Annotated in this window: 19 protein-coding genes; 10 read left to right on the forward strand and 9 right to left on the reverse strand. The window is 55.0% G+C overall.

Features of this window, described 5'->3' with window-relative positions; translation table 11 throughout:
* Positions 1 to 209: 209 nt before the first annotated feature.
* The 3 genes from AC2IAX_RS01345 (at position 210) to AC2IAX_RS01355 (ending at position 2,709) form a co-directional block, all read left to right on the forward strand.
* Entirely contained in the window at positions 210 to 827 is a 618-nt protein-coding gene (locus tag AC2IAX_RS01345; RefSeq protein ID WP_494388985.1) for a LysE family translocator, read from the forward strand.
* Between the two features lie 319 nt (positions 828 to 1,146).
* The gene (locus tag AC2IAX_RS01350) at positions 1,147 to 2,070 is read left to right on the forward strand and encodes a tyrosine-type recombinase/integrase (RefSeq protein ID WP_494388986.1); all 924 of its coding nucleotides are present in this window, start codon (positions 1,147 to 1,149) and stop codon (positions 2,068 to 2,070) included.
* Between the two features lie 165 nt (positions 2,071 to 2,235).
* The gene (locus AC2IAX_RS01355; protein WP_494388987.1) at positions 2,236 to 2,709 is read left to right on the forward strand and encodes a hypothetical protein; all 474 of its coding nucleotides are present in this window, start codon (positions 2,236 to 2,238) and stop codon (positions 2,707 to 2,709) included.
* Positions 2,710 to 2,859: 150 nt separating this feature from the next.
* On the opposite strand, the gene AC2IAX_RS01360 is transcribed toward AC2IAX_RS01355, so the two are convergent.
* Positions 2,860 to 4,683, reverse strand: a complete 1,824-nt coding sequence (locus AC2IAX_RS01360; RefSeq protein ID WP_494388988.1) for an O-linked N-acetylglucosamine transferase, SPINDLY family protein — start codon at positions 4,681 to 4,683, stop codon at positions 2,860 to 2,862.
* An 11-nt stretch (positions 4,684 to 4,694) separates the two neighbouring features.
* A complete protein-coding gene (locus AC2IAX_RS01365) occupies positions 4,695 to 4,934 on the reverse strand; it encodes a 2TM domain-containing protein (RefSeq protein WP_099534230.1) in 240 nt (79 codons plus the stop codon).
* Between the two features lie 161 nt (positions 4,935 to 5,095).
* Between AC2IAX_RS01365 and AC2IAX_RS01370 the strand changes: the two genes are divergently transcribed.
* Complete coding sequence (locus tag AC2IAX_RS01370) at positions 5,096 to 7,831, forward strand: CHAT domain-containing tetratricopeptide repeat protein (RefSeq protein ID WP_494388989.1); 2,736 nt, start codon at positions 5,096 to 5,098, stop codon at positions 7,829 to 7,831.
* A gap of 24 nt (positions 7,832 to 7,855) precedes the next feature.
* Here the strand turns inward: AC2IAX_RS01370 and AC2IAX_RS01375 are convergent, their stop codons facing one another.
* Positions 7,856 to 8,125: a hypothetical protein gene (locus AC2IAX_RS01375; RefSeq protein WP_494388990.1), complete on the reverse strand. Its 270-nt coding sequence runs from the start codon at positions 8,123 to 8,125 to the stop codon at positions 7,856 to 7,858.
* A gap of 193 nt (positions 8,126 to 8,318) precedes the next feature.
* Between AC2IAX_RS01375 and glyA the strand changes: the two genes are divergently transcribed.
* The 4 genes from glyA to AC2IAX_RS01395 all read left to right on the forward strand — a co-directional run bounded on the left by glyA (position 8,319) and on the right by AC2IAX_RS01395 (position 14,078).
* Positions 8,319 to 9,602: a serine hydroxymethyltransferase gene (gene glyA, locus AC2IAX_RS01380; protein WP_494388991.1), complete on the forward strand. Its 1,284-nt coding sequence runs from the start codon at positions 8,319 to 8,321 to the stop codon at positions 9,600 to 9,602.
* Positions 9,603 to 10,574: 972 nt separating this feature from the next.
* Entirely contained in the window at positions 10,575 to 11,117 is a 543-nt protein-coding gene (locus AC2IAX_RS01385) for a hypothetical protein (RefSeq protein WP_494388992.1), read from the forward strand.
* A 123-nt stretch (positions 11,118 to 11,240) separates the two neighbouring features.
* Positions 11,241 to 13,154, forward strand: a complete 1,914-nt coding sequence (locus tag AC2IAX_RS01390; RefSeq protein WP_494388993.1) for a PhoX family protein — start codon at positions 11,241 to 11,243, stop codon at positions 13,152 to 13,154.
* A gap of 213 nt (positions 13,155 to 13,367) precedes the next feature.
* A complete protein-coding gene (locus AC2IAX_RS01395) occupies positions 13,368 to 14,078 on the forward strand; it encodes a hypothetical protein (protein WP_494388994.1) in 711 nt (236 codons plus the stop codon).
* Positions 14,079 to 14,113: 35 nt separating this feature from the next.
* On the opposite strand, the gene AC2IAX_RS01400 is transcribed toward AC2IAX_RS01395, so the two are convergent.
* Together AC2IAX_RS01400 and AC2IAX_RS01405 are read right to left on the reverse strand one after the other, a co-directional pair.
* Complete coding sequence (locus AC2IAX_RS01400; RefSeq protein WP_099534218.1) at positions 14,114 to 14,581, reverse strand: helix-turn-helix domain-containing protein; 468 nt, start codon at positions 14,579 to 14,581, stop codon at positions 14,114 to 14,116.
* Between the two features lie 205 nt (positions 14,582 to 14,786).
* Positions 14,787 to 15,680 carry an ROK family protein gene (locus tag AC2IAX_RS01405; protein WP_494388995.1) on the reverse strand — a complete coding sequence of 298 codons (894 nt, stop codon included), beginning with the start codon at positions 15,678 to 15,680 and terminating at the stop codon, positions 14,787 to 14,789.
* 197 nt (positions 15,681 to 15,877) lie between these two features.
* Between AC2IAX_RS01405 and AC2IAX_RS01410 the strand changes: the two genes are divergently transcribed.
* Entirely contained in the window at positions 15,878 to 16,333 is a 456-nt protein-coding gene (locus AC2IAX_RS01410; RefSeq protein ID WP_494388996.1) for a ribosomal maturation YjgA family protein, read from the forward strand.
* Positions 16,334 to 16,391: 58 nt separating this feature from the next.
* Here AC2IAX_RS01410 and AC2IAX_RS01415 read toward each other — a convergent pair whose 3' ends face one another.
* The 3 genes from AC2IAX_RS01415 to AC2IAX_RS01425 all read right to left on the reverse strand — a co-directional run bounded on the left by AC2IAX_RS01415 (position 16,392) and on the right by AC2IAX_RS01425 (position 18,828).
* Positions 16,392 to 16,721, reverse strand: coding sequence for a hypothetical protein (locus tag AC2IAX_RS01415; RefSeq protein ID WP_494388997.1), 330 nt, complete (start codon positions 16,719 to 16,721; stop codon positions 16,392 to 16,394).
* 115 nt (positions 16,722 to 16,836) lie between these two features.
* Positions 16,837 to 17,709: a ParA family protein gene (locus tag AC2IAX_RS01420; RefSeq protein WP_494388998.1), complete on the reverse strand. Its 873-nt coding sequence runs from the start codon at positions 17,707 to 17,709 to the stop codon at positions 16,837 to 16,839.
* Between the two features lie 525 nt (positions 17,710 to 18,234).
* A complete protein-coding gene (locus tag AC2IAX_RS01425; RefSeq protein WP_494388999.1) occupies positions 18,235 to 18,828 on the reverse strand; it encodes a cytochrome b/b6 domain-containing protein in 594 nt (197 codons plus the stop codon).
* 765 nt (positions 18,829 to 19,593) lie between these two features.
* Between AC2IAX_RS01425 and AC2IAX_RS01430 the strand changes: the two genes are divergently transcribed.
* Entirely contained in the window at positions 19,594 to 20,166 is a 573-nt protein-coding gene (locus tag AC2IAX_RS01430) for a manganese efflux pump MntP (protein WP_494389000.1), read from the forward strand.
* Positions 20,167 to 20,605: 439 nt separating this feature from the next.
* Here the strand turns inward: AC2IAX_RS01430 and AC2IAX_RS01435 are convergent, their stop codons facing one another.
* Positions 20,606 to 22,687: a mechanosensitive ion channel family protein gene (locus AC2IAX_RS01435; RefSeq protein ID WP_494389001.1), complete on the reverse strand. Its 2,082-nt coding sequence runs from the start codon at positions 22,685 to 22,687 to the stop codon at positions 20,606 to 20,608.
* Between the last annotated feature and the right edge of the window lie 15 nt (positions 22,688 to 22,702).

The following is a 22,702-nucleotide window of genomic DNA, read 5'->3' on the forward strand; positions in this document are numbered from 1 at the left end:
AAAAGCGCTTTAAGGGTACTCAAAAAATCTTTAAAACAAGTTTTTTGTAATAGACTTTATGTATGACAAAAACTCATTAAAAATAATTTAAATTCAGCTTACAAAAACAATTTTTTAAATATCCGAATAAATTACTCAATTAAATCACTTAAAAAATAAAAACTCAAATGAGCTTTGAATTTTCTAGCATAATTGCACTTTTTGGAGCAATGACAGTCCTGGCCACATTACCCAGTGTCAGTGTTTTCACGGTGGTGGCGGCCGCAGCTCAAGGAGGGTTCCGGTCAGGCGCTTGGACAACGCTGGGCATTGTTCTGGGGGATTTACTGTTGATTTTGCTGGCGGTGTTTGGTCTAACCCTACTGGTTGAATCGCTGGGGAATGCTTTTGCTGTTGTTCAGTATTTGGGTGGTGCTTATTTGATGGCGATCGGCTGTTTGTTGTGGCGTTCAACGGAGCGGTCGCGCATTAACCATGACTCCCTGAGCGCTACGGAGGAACTGGAGCCAACCGAAACTATTTCTATGCGGACATCGAGTTGGGGGCACTTCATCACCGGTTTAGCGATTACTTTGGGTGATCAAAAGGCTGTTTTGTTTTATTTAGGATTTTTGCCAGCTTTTGTCGATTTGAAGCGGTTGACAACTTTGGATATTCTGTTGCTGATGGCGATTGCGGCTTTGGCGGTGGGTGGCGTTAAATTGGGATATGTCTATTTGGCGAGTCGTGCTAGGTTGCGTTTTGGCCAACGACTAGGGGTGATCATGAATCGGATGGCGGCGGTGATGATGATTATGGTGGGCTTGGTGGTCATTTTTCGATCATAGTTTCCATCACCTGGAAGCAAGGGGCTTAAGCCCCTTGTCTTAATTGATCGGTAGCCTTTATCTTGATTTTTCGATCATAGTTTTCATCACCTGGGAGCAAGGGGCTTAAGCCCCTTGTCTTAATTGATCGGTAGCCTTTATTTTCATTGATCAATCGAATGATCTGAGTGATTATCAATCAGATCAACAATAGATTAATTTGAGCTTTTTTAATATCCTAAACATTCGCTTAAAACTCGATTGTGACAGGCTTTGAGACTTTAAACTTCTGTTTAAACAATTATGATGATTATGGAATAGGTTCTGGGGGAAAGGTTTCATGGCGAAATTGGGCGGCGCTTCTCGAAAATCGATCGGCTCACGGCCTGAACCCGATCGGGTCGATCGCCCAGATTTGCCCCTTTCGCCAGCCCATGAACGACTCTTGGCCCTGTGGCTCCATGGCAAAAGTCGCCACACCCGTCGCTATTACCAGCGGGAGGCCTTGCGGTTTCTGGCCTTTGTGGATTGCCCGATCGAGCAGGTGAGCGCCATTGATGTGCAGGGGTTTTTGGATGAGTTGGAGCGCGATCGACTGGCTCCGAGCAGCATGGGCCGTTCGATCGCGGCCATTAAATCCCTGCTGCGGTTTGCGCATCAAATGGGCCTGGCTCCCGACAATCCGGCAGTGGCTTTTAAAGTCCCCAGTACGAAAGACACTCTTTCGGAGCGAATTTTAAGTGAGACTCAAGTACAAGAAATGCTGGCGGCAGAACCACAACTGCGCAATCGATTAATGTTGCGATTGCTCTATGCGGCCGGGGTACGAGCTAGTGAGCTTTGTGGACTTTGTTGGCGAGATTTGCAACCCCGAGGGGATGGGGGCCAAGTGACGGTCTATGGCAAGGGCAACAAAACCCGCGCGGTGTTGCTGCCGCCAACGCTCTGGCAAGAACTCCAGGCCTATCGCGAGTCGATCGAGCCGTTGCCCCATCGCCAAGATCCGATTTTTCGGAGCCGCAAGGGGGGCCACCTGGATCCCTCGCAACTGATGCGAATTGTGCGATCGGCGGCCCAGCGAGTGGGCATTGAGGCCAATGTTTCGCCCCACTGGTTGCGCCACGCCCACGCCAGCCACAGCCTCGATCGGGGTGCGCCGATTCACCTGGTGCAAGCCACCCTGGGCCATGCCAGCATTGCCACCACAGGCCGCTATCTCCATGCCCGACCCCAGGACAGTTCTGGGCGTTATTTGGATCTTTAAGGATTGGGAATCAGGACTCTGCAAACTCTTCGTCCATTGCATCCTTTCGGGAACCCGTGGCAAGATGGGGCTGATCTTTGGAGCCATTGGCCCGTGACTCGTTGGCGGTCGTCTGAGAAGCGATCGAGCACGATGCAAGACTGCGATCGATTAGGAGCAAAGTAAATGAAGACCACCACTTGGGCTACTGTGATCGGCTCGGCGATCGCCGCCACGGTTTTGAGCGTGGGCCCCGCCTTGGCCCAGTCGGCTGACTATGGCGATCGGGTCATTGTGCCGGGGCCAAACGACCCCTTGGGCAGCGGCCCGGCGCAAACCGGTACTCCCGGCAGTCGTTCCTCGGCCGCCATTCCGATCACCACCATTCCCCAAGCCTTTGACGCAACGTTTTATCGCCACAACCCCCCAACCCACACCGATCAAACGATTTGGGGACAGTTGCAGGTCATCCTAGGGCTACCGTTCCCCGAAAAGGGCACAAACGCCGACAGCCGCAACATCAGCCGCCTGTATTACGAGGTGCTTCAGCGCCAAAGCCTGTCGGATCCTTGGATTCGGACACAGGACTTACCGAACCCTTACAACGGGTCGCTGCTGCAAATGCAACGATCGACCGGCGACGGCCAAACTTCACCCTAGTAGCGTGGCTGCCTTAATTCGCTGGGTCAAATGATATGGCTGTTACCGTCACCTGATCGTTAAGCAACAAGATGCTCAAGCCCCTTGTTAACACGACTGGCTCCGCAACTTTGACCCAATGTATTAAGCCTGTCGCGCTACTAGGTTCGATCACTCAACCCGATTGCCCTGCCACTGTTCCAACGCCCGCATTAACTGCTGGCTCACCTCGGCCGCGTAGGCTCGGCTGTCCAGGCAGCGCGGCGGCTGGGCCAAGGCTCGGGTCAGGTGATGGCGAATCGATTGCCGCAGGGTTGGATCCGCCGCCAAACGTCCCGCCAGAGCCAGGTAATCGGCCTCTGAGCGGGCGACCCAATCTCCCAAGTCCACATCGCGCAAAATGGCGGCTCCTTGGCGCGATCGAAACCAGTCGCTTTCACGGGCCACCACCGGCAACCCCACCTCGATCGCATCCACAATGGAATTCGCCCCACCAAAGGGAAACGAATCGAGATAGATATCAGCCAATTGCAACACCGCTTTCACATCGGCACGGCTGGGCAGTTGGTCAAACACAATGGCTCGATCGGGATTGACTCCATGGGCGGCCAAGGTTTCCCGCAAGCGCTGCCAAAATTGCACCTTGGGATAGTTGCGTTTCCAACTGGCTCCAAAGGGACAAAGCAATAGGTAACTATCAGGAATCGCCGCCAGCAATTTCGCCCAGGTTTCTCGCTGTTCGGGGATGGTTTTATATAAATTGGCTCCCGAAACAAAGGCGATCGCCCCCTCAGGAATCCCCACACTGGCCCGATCGATCACTAATCGCGGTTCGGCGGCTTCCAAGGAATAGTCAAAACAGTGGGCGGGCCCCGATACACAGAGCAACTTTTCCTGATAATGGGCGGCGGCGGTGGCGATTTCCGTGAGCTGACCCGACAGGTAGTAATCCATATGGGTCATGCCGCTGGTGACGGGGGAAGAAACGGAATGGATTTGCACCCGCGCCAACCGATGGGCCCCAATCATCAACACCCGATGCAGGGAATTGGTGACGATCGTGGCCACCAACAGCAAATCCAAATCATCTTGCCGAATTCGGGCCACCTGTTGTTTTAAATCACCCACCAGCGGCACGATCGCATCTCCCGATCGGCGTTGTTGATAGGCATTCAGCAAATCTGGATCGCGATCAATGACATACAAAATTACTTCAAACCGATCGCGATCGAGCCACTCAAACACCGGAAACGTTGTAAAAGTTTCCGGGTGAGATAAATAATTGGTTTTCAGGATTCCGAGCCGAATTTTGGGGCGATCGGGCGATCGGGGTGCAAAGTCATATTCCAATTGATGACCCGCTAACCGCAGGGAAAATTCCAAAATCGCGGCCCGTTTGGCAAAGGTCGATCGCAAGTTCCGATCACAAAAATAAAGCGGAACCAGGTTCGCCAAATTACTAAAGGTCAGGGCGATTTTTTGCCATTGTGCCGATTGCGGATAGCGGAAAATTTGTTCATGCAAATAGTCCACCAGGGCGATGGTGAAGTTGGCATAGCGATCGACCTCGCCCAATTCCCGAAAAAAGCAGGGAAAGGCCAAGCAATAGTCAAAAAAGGGTTCGATCGCCCAAGGCGGCAGTTGCAACCCATGCAGATCGGGCAACCAGGTTTCGGCCCGTTGATAGAGGGCGATCGCCCAAACCGCTTGGAGGCGGGGAGCCGGCCAAGTGGCGGCCAATTCCCGCTCGATCGGCTCCAGCCACTGGCGTTCCTCGGGGGTCAAGGCCTCATAGCGCAAGTTGCAATCCCAAAGGGCCGCTTGGGCGGCGCGTCCGGTTTCCCATTGGGTCGCCATGGCTGCGTCCGGCGTGGCCAGCCACTGTTCCGCCAATTGACGACGCAGATTCCGCAATTGGGCCAGGGGTTCCGGCGCAAAGGGCTGACGATCCCAATGATCCAGGGCCTGTTCGATCGCCTCTAGCAGCGCAGTCATGGGCAACCCATCTAGGCGGAATAGTCCGCGATCGCGAAGATATAAACCCCATGGAGGGTCAAGGCTCCCAACCAGCCCAGGGTGACCCAAACGGCCCAAGGATCACTCGCCCGGTTCAGGGTTTCAAAAAACCACAGGCCAGAGTTGCTGGCGGCAAAAATCGCCACATGGGTGGCAAAGGTCATCCGATCGTCGAGTTTGCGATATTCAGGATCGGCGCGATCGGGTTCACGGGGCCAACGGGGCGGCATAGGACAGTTACCGGGTTGCGATTTGGGACGGAAAACCGGTTCTCATTCTGCCATGGTCTGCCGGGGCGATCACGCCTGACTCAGTACCCACAGGTGACGCTTGAAAAATTGCGGGGCTATGGTGGGTGGCGAGGCGATCGCTCATGTCGGAGGAATGGGTTATGCGAGGACTATGGATTGGTGGGTTGCTGTGGGTTCTGGGCACAACGGGGGCGATCGCCCTACCGCTGCCGGTCAATTCGCCCTTGCACCTCGCCCAGTCTGGCCCCAACTCGCCCCAAAAGCCAACGGCCGATCGACTGTTGCAACAGGGAATTCAACAATACCAAACCAGTCAGTTTCGGGCGGCCCTTCAGTCCTGGGAAGCAGCACTGGAAATTTATCGCGCCCTTCGATCTCAGAGCGGGGAAGCAGCGGCCCTCGGAAATTTGGGCAATGCCTATGATGCTTTGGGTCAATACCAACGCGCCGTTGAATATCACGAACAGGCCTTAGCCCTCGATCGCCAACGGGGAAATTTCCAGGGAGCTGCCCGGTCTCTTCATAACCTGGGCAATGCTTATCAATCCCTCGGAGACTATCAACGTGCGATTACCTATTATGAGCAATCCCTGGCGATCAAACGTCAATTAGGTAACCAAGCAGGCCTGGCCGATTCCCTTGGCAGTCTGGGCATTGCTTATAACCGCCTTGGACAATATCAACGCGCCATTACCTATTACGAACAATCTCTGGAAATTGACCGAGCGATCGGCAATCAACGAGGAATTTCTGCTTCTTTAGGTAATTTGGGATTAGCCTACCAAGCCTTGGGCAACTATCAGCGTGCCCTTGACTATCATGAGCAATCTTTAGCCCTCGATCGTCAATTGGGCGATCGCCAGGGAGAAGCAATTTCTCTGGGCAATCTTGGTACTATTTACAGCTCATTGGGTCAATATCAACAAGCAATTAATTATCAAGAACAATCCCTGGCGATTAAGCGCGAAATTGGCGATCGCAACGGGGAAGCCATTTCACTCGGTAATCTTGGCGGGATCTACAATTCTCTTGGTCAGTCTCAGCGGGCAATTGAATATCAAGAACAATCCCTGACGATCAAACGCGAAATTGGCGATCGCCATGGAGAAGCCACTTCTCTGAATAGTTTGGGCAATGCCTATAACGATCTGGGTCAGCATCAGCAGGCGATTACTTCTTATGAACAAGCTTTAGGGATTCAGCGGGCGATCGGTGATCAAGCGGGTGAATCTGTGGTTTTGAGTAGCTTGGGTAATAGTTACCATGACCTCGGAGACTATCAACGCGCCATCGCCTATCATGAACAGTCCCTAGCGATTAAACGCAAAATTGGCGATCGATCCGGAGAAGCTTACTCCCTGAGTGTTTTGGGAATGGCTCACTACGCTCTCAAACAATATCAGCGAGCCATTGACTATTACGAACAGTCCTTATCGATCGCCCGATCCATTGGCGATCGCGAGGTGGTAGCTATGACACTTAGCAACCTCGGCCTTGCTTATTTCTATACCAATCAATTGGCAAAATCTGCCCAGATGTTGCAGTCTGGCTTAGACAGATTAGAAGCCATTCAAGCTGATTTGGGCCAGAACGATCGCGATCGCACTTCGCTGCTGGAAACCCAACAAAGTGTTTATCAATCCTTGCAACGAACCTTGATCGCCATGAATCAAACGGCTGAAGGGGTTGTCGTTGCCGATCGCGGTCGAGCCCGCTCTTTGCTGTCTTTTTTGCAGTCTAATTCCACATCCCCCAGTTCATCTCTGACGGCTGCTGAAATTCAGGCGATCGCCCAACAGCAAAATGGCACCATCATTCACTATTCCGCTGTTTGGGGAGAACTCTATATTTGGGTGATTCCACCTCAGGGGGCGATCGCTTTTCGGAAGATTCCCTTACCCGACTCCACAAAAGGCTTGGGTCAAACGGCTGAAGCCTTACGCAACAGTGCTGTCACCCTGCGGTTAATGGCCATGCCGAGTGATGATCAACCCCTCATCAGCTTTGTGAATCAAGTCCGAGGAACGAGCGATCAACAAGTTGCTGAAAATCCAACAGATTTACGACAAGGCTATGATCTGTTGATCAAGCCGATCGCTGACCTATTGCCTTCAGAAACGGGCAGCAAATTGATCATCATTCCCCACCGGGAATTGGCGGTGGTTCCCTTTGCGGCCCTGCGGGATGAAGCAGGCAAATTTCTGATCGATCGCTACACTCTCGCCTTTGCTCCCTCGGTTTCAGTGCTGGACGAAGCGATTCGCCGTCCCAAAACCAGCAGCGGCCCAGCCTTGATTGTGGGCAATCCAGCCCCGATGCCCGACGGTTTAAAAGCATTACCCGGCTCGGAAGTTGAGGCCCAAGCGATCGCCCAAACCCTAAATGCCAAGCCATTAATCGGGGCCCAAGCCACTGAATCGACGGTGAAAGAGCAGATTGATCAAGCGAGTCTGCTGCATTTTGCGACCCACGGTGTTGTGCCCAGAACGGCCGCTGGCGGGCTGGAGAGTTGGTTGGCCCTGGTTCCCGATGGCAATGAGGACGGGCGGCTCACGATCGCGGAAATTTTCGATCGCAAGTTGCAAGCGCGGCTGGCCGTGCTGAGTGCTTGCGACACGGGCCGCGGAACGGTCAGCGGTGAAGGGGTGATCGGTTTGGCGCGGGCATTTCTCAAGGCCGGTGTGCCGACGGTGGTGGCGAGCCTCTGGAAAGTGCCCGATGAACCCACGGCTCTGATGATGCAAGCGTTCTATGCGGAGCGAGCAGCCGGAAAAGATGCGGCTACGGCTTTGCGATCGGCAATGTTGCAGGTGCGGGCACAATATCCGGGGCCCCAAAACTGGGCGGCATTCGTGGCGATCGGGGATACGAAGTAGGGCTGATCATCACAACCCAATCAGTCATGACTGATGATCCCGATCAAGGGGAGCGATCAATTTGGAACGAGGCTCACCATAACCTTCTAGGTAGGCGGGATTTGTTGATAGGTCTTCAGGCCCATCACCCACACCCACAAATGGTTGGAGAACATCCAACACTGATCGCGTTTTCGGTGGCTGAACTGGAGCCGATCGCCTGCCCAACGATCGCACCAGTTGCCAGATCAACAGCAGCCGATCGCGCCAGGACAGTTGTTCGGCTTGCTCACTTAACGATTGCCACGTCACCATGATCGATCGCGCCCTGTCGGGGCTGGTGAAACTGCTGATTGCATTATGGATCGATCGCCCCGCCGTCCAATCGGCCGTATGATGATTGGCTTGGGGTGTTTTCGCTGCACCGATGTGGTACTGAGATCGATCGCGCGACCCTCACTCGCCCCAGCCTTTCAACCCCCACGCAACAAGCAAGGAAACTGACATCGTGACTCGCACGAACCTGGATTTTTTGGCCGAATCCGATCCCCTCGTGGCCGAAATTATCGGTCTCGAGTTACAGCGCCAGCGCGACCACCTCGAACTGATTGCCAGCGAAAACTTCACCTCGGCGGCGGTGATGGCGGCCCAAGGCTCGGTGCTGACCAACAAATATGCGGAAGGCCTGCCCGCCAAGCGCTACTACGGCGGCTGTGAATTTGTCGATCGCGCAGAGCAGTTGGCGATCGATCGCGTGAAGGAACTGTTCGGCGCGGCTTGGGCCAACGTGCAACCCCACTCGGGCGCGCAAGCCAACTTCGCCGTGTTCCTGACCCTGCTGCAACCGGGCGACACGATCATGGGCATGGACTTGTCCCATGGTGGCCACTTGACCCACGGTTCGCCCGTGAATGTATCCGGCAAGTGGTTCAACGTCGTGCAGTATGGCGTGAGTCCCGAGACCGAGCAACTGGACTTTGACCTGATCCGGAAGCTGGCGATCGAGCACAAGCCCAAGCTAATTATTTGCGGCTATTCCGCCTATCCCCGGACGATCGACTTTGCCCAATTCCGGGCGATCGCCGATGAAGTGGGCGCATACCTGATGGCGGATATTGCCCACATTGCCGGGTTGGTGGCCGCGGGTCTGCATCCCAGCCCCCTGCCCTACTGCGACGTGGTGACCACCACCACCCACAAGACCCTGCGCGGCCCCCGTGGCGGCTTGATTCTGTGCCGCGATGAGGAACTGGGCAAGAAGTTTGATAAATCCGTGTTTCCCGGAACCCAAGGCGGCCCCCTGGAGCATGTGATCGCTGCTAAGGCGGTGGCCTTTGGGGAAGCCCTGCGCCCGGAGTTCAAGACCTACGCCGCCCAGGTGATTGCCAACGCCCAAGCGATGGGTGCTCAGTTGCAAGCGCGCGGCCTGAAGCTGGTGTCCGGCGGCACTGATAACCACTTGGTGCTGGTGGATCTACGCTCGATCGAGATGACCGGCAAGGAAGCCGATCGCCTGTTGGGTGAAATCAACATCACCGCCAACAAAAACACCGTGCCCTTTGATCCCCAATCGCCCTTCGTCACCAGCGGTATCCGGTTGGGTTCGCCGGCCATGACCACGCGCGGCATGGGTAAGGCGGAATTCACCGAAATCGGCGACATCATTGCCGAGCGGTTGATCAACGCGGCCGATGCCTCGACGGAAGAAGCCTGCCGCGATCGGGTGGCGGCCCTGTGCGATCGCTTCCCGCTCTATCCCCATCTGCGGGTAGCGCTGCCGGCCCTGGCTTAGGGGATGTTTGAAAAGTGTCTTTTGGCACGGGCAATGCACCAATAGTCGTGGGGGCAAGGGGCTTGAGCATCTTGTCTCCGTCGATCGATGAGGCGTGCAGAGTATCGATTTTGGCGTTTCAGACATCCTCTTAGGGATTGAGCTGAAGGATCTAACTGTGAAATGGGGATCGAGGGGGATCATCATCCCCGATCCCCATTCCGGATCATCACCGATACAGGCTTTTGAGTGATTGAGCCAAAGGGATAGAGTCAAAATCTATCCTTTTTTTAGGGCTTCTGGATGAGACTTTCTGGGGTTTCAGATTCTCTTGAATCATTAATTTCAAGTTGCTAAGTTTAAATTGTTGGCTTTAGATTCTAGCTTTAATTTTTTGACAATTTTTCGACAATTTCTAATTCTGAATTTTGTCCTTGATTGTTTGAGACTAAATTTTTGAATTTGAGCCTAGATTCAATTCTGGAAGATTCGGTTTTAAGAATTTAAACTCGAAAATCTAGGGCCTGTCGTCAAATCGCCTGAAACCTTGATTCCGCCGTTGGCAGATCGTGGGGGACAAGGGGCTTAAGCCCCTTGTTACAACGACTGGGACATGGAAAATCAATCGTTTCCGCCCGATCCTAGGAAATGACGACAGGCCCTTGTATTGTATTTCTCAAGATCGTTGAAAATTTATAAAACTTGAATTGTATCAAATTGCGAAGAATTTTAAGATTGATCGATTTAAGACTGTCTCTGATTGAATTTGATGCAATAAATCAAGAAATTAAGATTTTCTAAGGGTCAAGGATCTCAAAAGTTAATCAAAATCCAGTTTTCACTTAACCCTATCTTTACTGAAGAAACCTAGCGTAAATAGCGTCTATGGCTCTTTGCGGAAGCCGACATGGTGGATGTTGGTTTCTTGGCAAATGGGTCTCGTGCGTCGCTGAATTTATGAGCTTGGTTAGGTTTGCATTGGCCTCAGTTTGCATGGCTGTTCTGAATCCCGTTGCGATCGGGCCTTGGAACGTTGGGAGCGGCCTGGTTTTAATTGATCAGCCGGCCCTGGCCAACCCCCCCAGCCTAACTCTCGAATTGCCGATTTATACCCTGACCGAACAGCGCGATTTAGTGGCCCAAGCCGAACGGATGGCTCAAGCGGCGATCGCGCGGGAATTTCAGCAAAAACCGGCCCTTTCGATGGTTCAGGTTGTGGTGTTGGGCAATCGCCATGGAAATTTAGTGCCCATTTTGACGGTGAGTGTTACCCGATCGCAGTGGCAACAAAACCCACGGGTCAACGCCTGGACGCAATATTATGCGTCCGGTCGCTTGCTGCAACGGCCGGATCCTCAGCCAGCGGAGCCGCCCGATTCTTTGGTGGCGGCACAACCGGCTAACCCAACGCAGTCGGGGCAACCGGGAACGGGCCCTCGGGGTGTGGGTGGTCGCGGCGCAACCATTGATCAGGCCTGGGATACGGGTCAAATGACGCGATCGCAAGCTCAGGACTATCTCAGCGACCTCGATTAAAACAGTGACGAAGACAGCAACCTCTTGGGGGGTGACCTGGCCCTGATGCCCCGATCGCCTGGGGCCAGCCCTATTCATCAGCCTGTTTCCACCACTTGCATCGCCAGGACTAGGAGAAGACCCGTGATTCACGACAACGGCATCAGCAATCGATCGAACAACCGCCCCTTTGAAGACATTTTGCGCGCCCGCTTGTCCCGCCGAAACCTCTTGGCCCGCAGCGCCATGTTGGGAGCCAGCGGCTTTTTAGCGGCCTTGGCTGGCGATAAACTGCTGGCCCAAGGGGCCGCTGCGGCCACGGGAGCCAACCCCGAAGCCGGCCAGGCCGGTGGGGAACTGCTGGCCCAGGCGCGGAAATTGGTGGACTTCCCGATCGTCCCCGTTTCCGCCGGTTCTGGCCCGGTGCCGGCCATCTCCTCCGCCTATGAGTACGACATTCTGATTCCCTGGGGCAGCCCCTTGCAAGGCCCCGGCCAAGGCCCCAATTACAACGGGGATCCGAAGCGTCGCCCCAGTTCGGCCGAACAGGCCCAGCAAATCGGCATCGGTCACGATGGGATGTGGTATTTCCCGTTGGATCAAGGCAACGATAACGGGATGTTGGCCATTAACCACGAGTATGGAACCAACAGCCACGTCATTGGCAAAGACTTGCCCACCAGCCTGGAAGATGTGCGGGTTTCGCAGCACGCCCATGGGGTGTCGGTGGTGGAAATTCGGCGGGTGCGGGGAGCCAAGTGGCAAGCGGTGCCCAGCCCCCGATCGCGCCGGATCCATGTGAACACCCCCGTCACCTTCAGCGGCCCCGCCGCCAACAGCCCCCTGCTGCGCACCGCTGCCGGTAACCCGCCCTTGGGAACCCTGAACAACTGCGCCAACGGCAAAACCCCTTGGGGCACTTACCTCACCTGCGAAGAAAACTTCAACGGCTATTTTGGCGACAGCACCTATAACGCCCAAACCAAAACGGGCACTTGGAAAACGACCAACGCCCAAAAGCGTTACGGCTTTGCGGCGGCCGGTGCTGGTTATGGCTGGGAACTGTTTGACAAGCGTTTTGACTTGGCCAGTGCTGAACATGCCAACGAAGAAAACCGCTTCGGTTGGGTCGTGGAAATTGACCCCATGAACCCCAACCAAACCCCCGTCAAGCGCACCGCCCTGGGTCGGATTAAGCATGAAGGGGCTGAAGTGGTGGAAGGTCGCGGCGGCCGGATTGTGGTCTACATGGGCGACGACGAGCGCTTTGACTATATCTACAAGTTCGTTTCGGCGGACAACTGGCGATCGATGCGGGCCCGTGGGGTCAGCCCCTTGGACGAAGGCAAGCTTTATGTGGCCAAGTTCAATGACAACGGCACGGGCAGTTGGCTGGAGATGAACATCAGCAACCCGGCCCTGCGCGGCAAGTTCAGTGATCAGGCGGAAGTGTTGACCTATGCCCGGTTGGCGGCGGATGCTTTGGGCGCAACGCCGATGGATCGCCCCGAGTGGATTACGGCGGCGGCGAATGGACGGGTTTATTGCACCCTGACCAACAACACCCAGCGCAAAGACACGCAGGTGAATGCGGCAAACCCCTTGGGCCCCAACCCCGATGGCCACATCATCAGTTGGCGCGACAGCGATGATTACACGGGAACTAGCTTCACTTGGGATATTTTCATCCTGGCGAAGGATACCCACGGTAACGGCGATGAGCGCACGTTCAGCAGCCCCGATGGTCTGTGGGCGGATCCCGATGGCCGTCTGTTCATTGAAACCGATGGTGCTCAGAAGAAGGGTCTGAATGATCAGTTGTTGGTGGCCAACCTGGAAACGGGTGATATTCGCCGCCTGCTGACGGGGGTTACGGACTGTGAGGTGACGGGCATTACGGTTACGCCCGATCGCCGCACGATGTTTGTGAATCTGCAGCACCCTGGGGATGGGAACCCGGCGAAGACCAATTTCCCAGCGCCCCAAGGTAGCGGTCGGATTCCTCGCGATTGCACGCTGGTGATTCGCAAGAAGGACGGCGGCATCATTGGTTCGTAGGCTGGTGAGTTCGTTAGTTTCTAGGTTCCAATTGGATTCTTAGGTGCAGGGGGCGATCGGGAATCCATCGCCCCCTGTCATCGAACCCCATCGCGAAACTCTCAAGATCGCAAGACAAACAATTGATGAACCCTAACAGCGCGATCGCACCGGAAATTACCAGGCGATCGCGTTGTTATGCTGGGCGATGACGCTTGTTTTTGAGGTTGGTTCATGGCCGATCCCGCATCTTTTGGTGGTTCTCAGGTTGTTCCTCAGGTTTGTCTCGATCGCTTCAATGAGGCAGCCCGGTTGGCCGGCGAAGGGGACATTGCCAGCGCCCTTGCCCAATACGAAACGGTGTTCGCTGGCCTGGGTAATCCGCCTTCAGGGTTGGTGACGGGACAATTTTTGGCGCTGGTGGAACTGCGCAAGGCCTATTGCCTGATGAGCTTGCGGAATTATGAAGCCGCTCAGGCGATTTTTCAGGAACTCGATCGAGGCATGGCCGGGCAGTTGGAAACGGAGGAAATCTTTGATTTCTATCTGGCCTATGGCAACACGCTGGGGCATTTGTCTTTACTGGAGGAAGCGATCGATCGCTTTGCCCATGCCATGAATGTGGCCACGGAATATTTACGGGATGCCGAGCGATTTCGCACGGTTTGGTATTGGGTTTTGTATTGGGAAAAATATCACAGCGCTTGGGCGGCGCTGGATGAGCATTGCGCCGATGTGAATGGTTTTGGGCTAGAAAACCAGGATCCGCAATTGCAAATTATGGCGCTGGAGTTTCGGTGCTATGCCGATCGGGCGTTGGGGCGATTGACGGCGGCCCGGCAAGGGGCGGAGGGAATCTTGGCTTGGAAACAGCAAACACAGGCCGATCCTGCTGAAGTTGCCCAGTGGGAAGCGTTTTTAGCGTCACTGGTTCAGCCCGATTAGCAACCGTTGATTAACCCCTCTGTTGGTGTTGTCCGTTAATGTTGCTTCCCATTGGTGCGGTGGTTGCTCGGTTTCCCCTCTTGGAGTCGTTGCAAATATTCCCAACCCCGCTGGGGCCAAACCCGATCGCGCCCGGTTCGTTCGGCAATCCATTGGGCTACTTTGGGCCCTGACCAAGGGCCCCCGTCGGGAGCTGGTTGATCCAGCAATTGCGCTAATTCCTGTTGTTGCTCTGTGGTCAGGAGCGATCGAGCCGATCGGTGGCGTTGGCTGGGTCGCCGGTCGATCGCATTGGGGCCCAGTTGGTTATAGCGACGAACCAACTCCTTGGCATAGTCGTAGCTCAAGTCCACCACTCGGGCCGCTTGGGTAATGGTCCAGCCTTGGGCAATTAAATAGAGCAGGTGCCATCGGCGGGCCTCGGTGGCTTCCTTGGCTTGACGGTAGCGATCGCGCAGGCGATCGAGGCTGAGATGGGGGTTCAGCGTGACGCGCGGCGGCATAGGAACGACCTGGGATCGTCAATCAAGCGATCAAAAAACGGCAAATCAGGGGGCCAAGCGATTGGCCTGAGCCAGCACAACCACCCTGGGCTTGCGGTGTCTAGCCAAGGCCCGGCGGTCGTATCCCCACTTTGCTCTTCTGGCTGGCAGGGTTGAATCCGGACGCTTTTGATTCACCCGTCCCGATCGCCGCGATCGTCACACCCTAGGAGGCCAATCGCTGCCAAGCCAACCGGGCCGCCCCGGCCATGCCCGCCTGATTGCCCAATTCCGCCACCACCAGTTGCAATCCTTCCCGAGAGGAAGGCAGCACCCGCCGGTTCACTTCCGCTTCCATGGCCGGGAAAAACCACTGGGCCCCGGCACTGATGCCACCGCCAATCACCACGGCTTCGGGCGTGAAAATGTAGATTAGGCTGGCTAATCCAGCTCCCAAGTCTCGGCCGTAGGCGGCCCAAAAGTCGATCGCCTCAACATCGCCTGCCGCGGCCTGGGCCGCCACCTGGTGAGGTTCCAGACCCGTGCGCCGCCGCACCGCCTGCACGGAGGTGTATTGCTCCAACGATCCTTGATTGCCGCTGTTGCAAGGGGGCCCGTCGGGATTGAGGGTAATTAGACCCAATTCCCCGGCGGCTCCGGTGCGGCCCGTGAACAGTTCGCCCCCCAAAATGACGGCTCCGCCTACGCCCGTACCCAGGGTCAACACCAGCAGGTCTTGGAATTGGCGACCGGCTCCTAACCAGGCTTCTCCTAAACCGGCACAGTTGGCATCGTTGGCCAAAATGGTCGATCGGCCCGTGGCCGCTTCCATCCAATCGGCTAAGGGCACATCGCGCCAGCCTTCTAGGTTGATGGCGACTCGGGCGATCCGGCCGGCCGCGTCGGCGGGGCCCGGCGTGCCAATCCCGATCGCGATCGAGGAGCGATCGGGGTCGAGTTGCTGAATGGCGGTGGCGATCGCCTCCGTGACTGCTGTGGGTGTGGCCGGCTGGGGAGTATCAATCACCAACGAAGCCAAGCAATCACCCGTGGCCGTATACCGTCCCAACTTGATGGCTGTGCCGCCCAAATCTACCCCGATTACCGTTGCCGAACCCATGGCTCTGTACCAAAACTCCGCCGCGCTATTTTGACATCTCGGTTAGCGGCGCGATCGGGTCAAAGCCCTGGTTAACGGTCAGCAAATCCAAAAATGGGCGACGAATGACGATTTGAATGCAAGATTACTAAACTAATCTTGCATTCAAGAACGCTAAATTGGGGGTCGAAACCCCATTACGTGACCCAAACCCTTCGATGGCGACTCCAACCGCTTCTAGACCCCAAAATCGTTGGCTATTGGCCGGCATTCTGGGGGTGCTCACAGCCCTCGGGTTGGGAACCAAGCGCTACCACGGCCCCCTGGAAAATTGGGTGCAACATCACCTGGGCGATGTGTTGGTGATGATTTTTCTGATTGGGGTGGCCCGTTGGCTGTGGCCCCGGCGATCGGCTGGGGTGCTGAGTGCTTGGGTGATGGCGATCGCGATCGGGATCGAACTGCTGCAACTGTGGCATCCACCGATGTTGCAGGCGATTCGCGCCACCTTCCTGGGGCAAATTATTTTTGGCAGCTACTTCGATTGGTGGGATTTTGTCCACTACGGCCTTGGGGCCCTGTTGGGCTATGGGGGCTTGCGGTGGCTCGATCGCTGGGGCCAAGAACAACCCGAAGAGGTGAACCCGCTTGATCGCCCCTCGATCGATGAGTGACGAGTAACGGCGCTAACGGCGCAATTTGGGTGCAGATTCTGGCGCGGTCTTAACGGCGCTAGCGACGCGATCGCAACCGGCTTTGCTGCCACTGTTGCAATCGTTCAATCCATTGCCCCCCATCTTCCTTGGCTTGGTTCAGGAGATGGACGATCGCCGCTTCCACGATCGTTTCCTTGTAGGGCGCATTGCTTTTACCCAGGGCCAATTGCAGCTCCAAATGGAAGCGATCGAGTTCGTCCAGCACCGACTCCCGCACTTGAAAAGTGGCCCGGCGCAAACTGGCCGCCTGGCCCTTGGGTGCGGGCGGCAGCGAATCCGCCTCAGATTCCGTGGGTTGCAGATATTGCGCTAACAACTGATCGCCGGCCGTGGGTTCTGGAGACATGGTGAATTGCTGGATTGGGGATTTAAAGCGGTGAACTGGGAAATGGATCCGGAAAAGCAGGGAAATAGGTCAATCGGTTTAAGACTCTGTAGAGGAGATGAATAGAGACGATCGATCAGGTTGGCTTGGTGGGTGAGGGGCGATCGACCAAAACCGCCGCGATCGCCTCATAACCCTGCAACACAACCGATCGGCGTTGGCGAGCAAGTCCCGATCTCAACAATTTTCCATCGACCGTGAGCTTGGGGAAACAAGCCGATCGAGGAATGGGCGGAAACAGGGCGATCGCGCCTCGGCTGGCCAGGGCCCAATCTTGCAATCCCGCCAACACCTGATCACACCAAGGGGCCCGTCGTTCACTCATGGTCGGCAACACCCCCACAACCCGCAAATTGGGATTGAGCTGAGATCGAACACTGGCCACCGTTTCCATCAGAGCCAACAAACTGCGCAAGGCCAAGGGTTGGCATTGTACCGGAATCAACAACCCATCCGCCGCCACCAACGCACTCAGCGTCCAAAACCCCAATCCCGGCGGGCAATCCAGCAACACCAGAGGGCTTTGGGTTTGGGCGGGAGAGGTTGCCAAAAACGGTTTGGTTTTCTGCTCATCAAGTTTTCCCAATGATTCCAGAGGTGGCCAAGGTTGCGCCAGGGTCTGACGAAGCCGCAACAACCCTTCGGGCGATCGCGCCAGGGCCACCGCCGCCGACTCCAAATCCAAACCACCCGGCAACAGCCACCCCCGATCGCCCGCCGCAACCAGTCGATCGCCGATCGCCCCCTGCTCTTGCAACGTCGTCGCGATCGAGGGTGAATCCGTCGCCCCCAACAGGGCCGTTAGGTGCGCTTGGGGATCCAAATCCACCATCACCACAGGCGACTCCATAGGTAAGCGAGCCGCCAATAGTTCCGCCAAACAAAGCGCCGTCGTGGTTTTGCCCACACCCCCTTTGGGATTCACGATCGCGATCGTTGTGCTTGCCACCCGTTTTGCCCACATCCCAGACCACAGGCGAATTCTACCGCCTCACTCGCCATCTTGCTCACTGGTTAACCATTCAACCACTCAAAAATAAAAGAATTTAAATTTATGAGAATTTAACGTCTTGAGAATTTCAAAATACAAATTTATGAGAATACAAACATTTAAATTGTCAACTTGTTAAAAACTCAAAATGATTTCTAATAAATCGATCAAAACAGAACCGTCAGCACCAGTCCCCCAACAGACCCATCCCCCCCGAACGGAGCCTGACCTCACCGCCAGTTAGTCCCAAGGCACTCCAGAAACTAGAAGTTGCGATACAAAATTGCGGTCTATGCCTCAACTGCGGTCTATGCCATCTCAAATCCGGCCCTTAAATTGCCAATGCCCCAAATACAAACAAATAAACAAGGGGTTTAAACAAATACAAACAAACAGACAAAACAAACAGACAAGGGGTTTAAACCCCTTGTCCCCCGTGCAATACCGAATTTCTCAGTGCTTCCTTGCCTCAAAAGCAGCGGCTTAACGTCGCCAAATGCCTTGAACCTGCGACCACCAAGCTTGGGGCCGATCGCTCGATCGCACCTGCCAGCTCAACATCGATCGAATCAGAGGCCAACCGCCCGATCGCAACGCCGCCGCCACATGCAGTCCCAAACACAACACCATCACCACCCAAGCCGCCAAATGTACGGAATACCAAACATGGTGAAACTCCCCGGCTGGCAGCCATTCCTCCTTAATTTGTCGGCCGGAAACCACCGCCAGCCCCGCCGCCAACAACATCAACGTATTCGCCAGGCGATGGAGCGATCGCCAAGATTGACCCGCCTGCTGATTGCCCAGTTGCCGCAGCGCCGCGATCGAAAGCAACCGATGGGAACCCAAATAGAAGCTATATAGCGCCAGCGGCAACAGCATCACCAGGAAAAACAGACCGAATGTGCCGTGCAAGCCTTCAATGTCCGCGATCGGGGGCAACGGCAACCGGCCCCACCGACCGTCGTAAGTGTTGTAGGTCAGGGCCGCCGTCACAATTGCCCCAATCCCCAAGCTGGCACTGATGCCATGCAAAAACCGCAATAACGAAGGTTGATAGGGCTGAGCCTTGGCCATGAATTTTCCTCTCAAGTCATCCTGACTGACTGAAAAAGATCGTCGCGAAAGACTATCTCATCGATTGAATATAGTTTAAATAGTTTAAGGAATTTCAGAAAAAATAAGTTACGGCAGGAGCTACCCAGCGCCAGAAAATCATCACTCACCAAAAGTCAAGATCAAGGGTCAAGAGAACACCTGGATGGTATTTTGGGGTGCTCGCAACTCTCCAAAGGATTACAGGAGATTGAGTCCAAGATTTTGAGTTGAAATTCAAATTTAATTCATTTTCTATTCATTATCATTTCATTTTCGTCAAAATAAATTTATTACTACTGATCTTGAAGGTTTCCACATTACTATGATAATCGATTAAATACAGATTTAAACCAAGTCACAATCGCTCGAAATGCCCTGGCAGTAAATATTTTAAGCAAATTCTCTTATTGGAATGAAGGGATATTATTAGTCCGAAGAAAGTCCAAAATCGTGATTATCTTGCTCAATTTTTTTCTGATCAACCCAATTTTGATCAACTCGCTGACATTAATTTGAATTAAAAAATGAATCAAAAATGAATTTAAAATAAAACAATAAAGATGAACTGAAAAAGATGAACTGAATATGAAACAAAGAAATCAAAAAATTATCTATAATGACACTGTTTCAGAATTGAAATAAAAATTTCTGATTTTATGCTTGATGAATTGTTCCCAATCAGAAATCAAGCATTTTTATAAACATCCTTGATTCCCAACTCAACTAGGCTCCCCAACAACCACTATGGACATTTTAACGGCAGCTTCTCTAGGACTAGGACTATCAGCAGATGCCTTCGCAGTCTCCGTGTCCAGCGGCTTATCCATGAAGTATGCTCGCTGGCACAAAGCCATCAAAATTGCGCTGTTTTTTGGTGGGTTTCAAATGTTGATGCCGATCCTGGGTTGGGGTCTGAGCCTGACTTGGCGATCGACCATTGAGGCCTACGATCAGTGGATTGCCTTCTTGTTGTTGGTGGCGATCGGGGCCAAGACAATTCGCGAAGCCCTGGGGGATGGCGACGACAACCCCAGCGAGCAAGCCTGCAACCCCGCTGACACCAGAATGCTCACGGGCCTCGCGATCGCCACAAGCATCGATGCCCTGGCGGCGGGTGTGGGGCTGACGGTGGTAAACACGCCCATCCTGCAAGTGGCCGGCGTGATTGGCCTCATCACCTTTGCAGTCTGCTTGGCGGGGGTCTTTTTAGGGAAGTCCTTTGGCTGCCGACTCTACTCCCACGTGGGCAAGGTAGAGATTGTGGGCGGTGTGATTCTGATTTTGCTTGGCTTCAAAATGTTACTAACTGCGGTGTGATTCGGCAAAGTGGCCATCATTATGTCAATAATTGAAATGGTATAGCAGGTATCAAGAACCTGTAGTTTGGGGAGCTAATCGAGATTAGCTTCCCTCTTTTTATTTCAGAAAACAGCTTTTCCTTCCTAAATGAACCCTGTTTCGTCAAATTTGGGTTCTCGCCACCTAAATTGGCTATTACGAAAGCTTCACACTTGCCTAACAGTTCTATGGTCGTTTAGGGTGCAGTTCGTGGCCAGCCCCAAACTCCGGCCCGCAATAGGATTGCGGCGGGGGGAACCTTGCTTGGCTGGATGCAAGTGGGTGCAAAAAAGAAGCGATCGCCTATTAGAGACGATCGCACGGGGGTAAGGGTAATTATTGCAACCTATTCAAACACAACCAATACGGACAAGACCTGTCTCAACCAGACTGGCACAAGTCACCCGGTGCAAGATAGCTAGCTGGGTTTTGCCGACGGGTCGATCGGGCCCGCCTCCAGATCGGCCCCCGGATTGGGCGCAGAAGCGGTCATTCCATCCGCGATCGGGGCCGAGTCGCCGCCATCCCGATCGCGGGGAGCGTGGGCATGGTGAGCGCCCTGGCCGTTACTGTCGGACTTCGGTGATTTGGTCGTTGTGGTTGTGTTGGTTGCGGGGTCTGGGTTTCGGGACTGGGACTGTTGGGCCAGGGTGTCGCGCTCAGCATTGTCGCGCTCCTCTGCTCGATCGCGCGCCCCGTTGTCCTCCATTTCCAAAGGCACGATCGGAGCAGGTGGATCGGTTTGCCCCATCAAGCCAATTTGGGCCGCATTAAAGGCGATCGCCACGCGCCGCCGAAATTCTCGAGCCGCGCCCCACTGTTGCAAGGGAGTGGTGCGAATCCAAACCCGCACCATGGAACCACTGGCGGAAAACTCATCAATCCCCAACACTTGGGGACGATCGAGCAAAATTTCTGACCACTGCGGATCCGCCGCCAGATCATCACTGAGCTGATTCAAAATTGCCAGGGCTTGATCCAAGTCGGCTCCATAGGCGATCGGGATTCGTAAATCCGCTTGGGAATAGTGGTTGGACAGGTTGGCCACCGTGCGGATTTCGCTGTTGGGAATCACAATCAGCCGCTGTTCTGCATCCCGTAGCTTCGTGACCCGCAGGGTGAGCGCCTCCACCCGACCGGTCAGGTTGCCCACCGCGATCGCGTCGCCCACGGAAAATTGATCCTCCGCCAAAATCAAAAACCCGTTAATGGCATCCTTAATTAGGTTTTGGGAAGCCAGCGACAGGGCCACCCCAATTAACCCCGCCCCGGCAATCAGTGGCCCCACATCTACGCCAATGCCAGCCAGGCCGACGATCGCCCCCAAAATGACCAGCAACACGGTCAGGAAACTTTTGAGAATGCTGGATAGGGTGAGGACGCGCTGTTGCAAACGGGGGCGAGTGCGGGGAGCAATTTGGGTTCCGGCCGTGAGGATCGCCGTTGCCCGATCGACGGCGATGTAGCTCAACAAAATTGCAATGTAGGTGACCAGGGTGGCCAAACCCAGCTTGAGATAGGCCTCAAGGGCATCAAAGATTCGGGCCTGGAGCCAGCGGGTGGCGGGGAAGTTGCCCAACACCCACAAACTGGCAGCGGCCCATACGGAAGGCTGGGCAATTTGAATCAAGATCCGCCCGATCGCCAGCCAATGATCTCGGCGCTGGCGTTGCAACCAAGCGGCCAGGGGAAAACTGTCGTTGGGTTTCGGGTCAACGGGCGGGGTGCTGTGGCTGAGTCGATCGAGCCGTTGCAGACCCCAACCCAACATCAAATGGGCCCCCAAGGCCACTAACCAAATGGCCAAGCTCGATCGCACCTGTTGCCCCAAGGCCGCCGGTTGTCGATCGGCCCGGGCCTGTTGCAAGGATTCCTCAATGGCCGTTTTCACGGAAGTGGCATAGATTCGGGGCTGGGTGAGCTGGGTTCCCGCATCCAGGGCCGTCACCGTCATGATGTAGCGACCATTGACCAAAATTCGAGGCGCATCAACCAAAGCCGCAGCGGGCAAGGTTGCAGCGGGGGCCACAGGAGCAGCAACGGTGGGAGCCGACCCAGGGCCGGGAACTGCCGCATTGGGGGCCGGGGTGGCGGGGGCGCTGAGTTCAATGGTGACCGCTAACGATCCCTTAGGGTCGCTGAGGAACCGATCGCCCGCTCCCTGTAACTGGGTGGTGATGGTGGCGGTGCGCCGGGCCAATTCTTTGGGCGTGGCTGCAATCTGAAACACTGGCCGCCCATCAAATTCAATCCATGCGGCCTGGGGGCGATCGGCCTCAGCGCCCACCCAAGGAGCAGCCCAAGGCTGAATGAGGCTATTGGCCCAGTTGGTTTCCAGGGTCGAGCCGGCCGGAGCCTGAGCATTCAGGGGACTGCTGGCCCCCAACCAGAGGATCAGCCCCAGGACGATCGCCCCCAATGGCCAGCGTCGTCCCGCCGATCGCCTCGATCGACGTTGGATGATGGTTCGGATTGCTCGCTGGATGGCTCTCTGGATCACGTTGGGGATTCCGAA

This window comes from Limnothrix sp. HT2024, from assembly GCF_059138625.1.

Coding starts and splice junctions, on each gene's coding strand:
- AC2IAX_RS01345 (WP_494388985.1), top strand. CDS start 210: ATGACAGTCCTGGCCACATTACCCAGTGTCAGTGTTTTCACGGTGGTG.
- AC2IAX_RS01350 (WP_494388986.1), top strand. CDS start 1,147: ATGGCGAAATTGGGCGGCGCTTCTCGAAAATCGATCGGCTCACGGCCT.
- AC2IAX_RS01355 (WP_494388987.1), top strand. CDS start 2,236: ATGAAGACCACCACTTGGGCTACTGTGATCGGCTCGGCGATCGCCGCC.
- AC2IAX_RS01360 (WP_494388988.1), bottom strand. CDS start 4,683: ATGACTGCGCTGCTAGAGGCGATCGAACAGGCCCTGGATCATTGGGAT.
- AC2IAX_RS01365 (WP_099534230.1), bottom strand. CDS start 4,934: ATGCCGCCCCGTTGGCCCCGTGAACCCGATCGCGCCGATCCTGAATAT.
- AC2IAX_RS01370 (WP_494388989.1), top strand. CDS start 5,096: ATGCGAGGACTATGGATTGGTGGGTTGCTGTGGGTTCTGGGCACAACG.
- AC2IAX_RS01375 (WP_494388990.1), bottom strand. CDS start 8,125: ATGGTGACGTGGCAATCGTTAAGTGAGCAAGCCGAACAACTGTCCTGG.
- AC2IAX_RS01385 (WP_494388992.1), top strand. CDS start 10,575: ATGGCTGTTCTGAATCCCGTTGCGATCGGGCCTTGGAACGTTGGGAGC.
- AC2IAX_RS01395 (WP_494388994.1), top strand. CDS start 13,368: ATGGCCGATCCCGCATCTTTTGGTGGTTCTCAGGTTGTTCCTCAGGTT.
- AC2IAX_RS01400 (WP_099534218.1), bottom strand. CDS start 14,581: ATGCCGCCGCGCGTCACGCTGAACCCCCATCTCAGCCTCGATCGCCTG.
- AC2IAX_RS01405 (WP_494388995.1), bottom strand. CDS start 15,680: ATGGGTTCGGCAACGGTAATCGGGGTAGATTTGGGCGGCACAGCCATC.
- AC2IAX_RS01410 (WP_494388996.1), top strand. CDS start 15,878: ATGGCGACTCCAACCGCTTCTAGACCCCAAAATCGTTGGCTATTGGCC.
- AC2IAX_RS01415 (WP_494388997.1), bottom strand. CDS start 16,721: ATGTCTCCAGAACCCACGGCCGGCGATCAGTTGTTAGCGCAATATCTG.
- AC2IAX_RS01425 (WP_494388999.1), bottom strand. CDS start 18,828: ATGGCCAAGGCTCAGCCCTATCAACCTTCGTTATTGCGGTTTTTGCAT.
- AC2IAX_RS01430 (WP_494389000.1), top strand. CDS start 19,594: ATGGACATTTTAACGGCAGCTTCTCTAGGACTAGGACTATCAGCAGAT.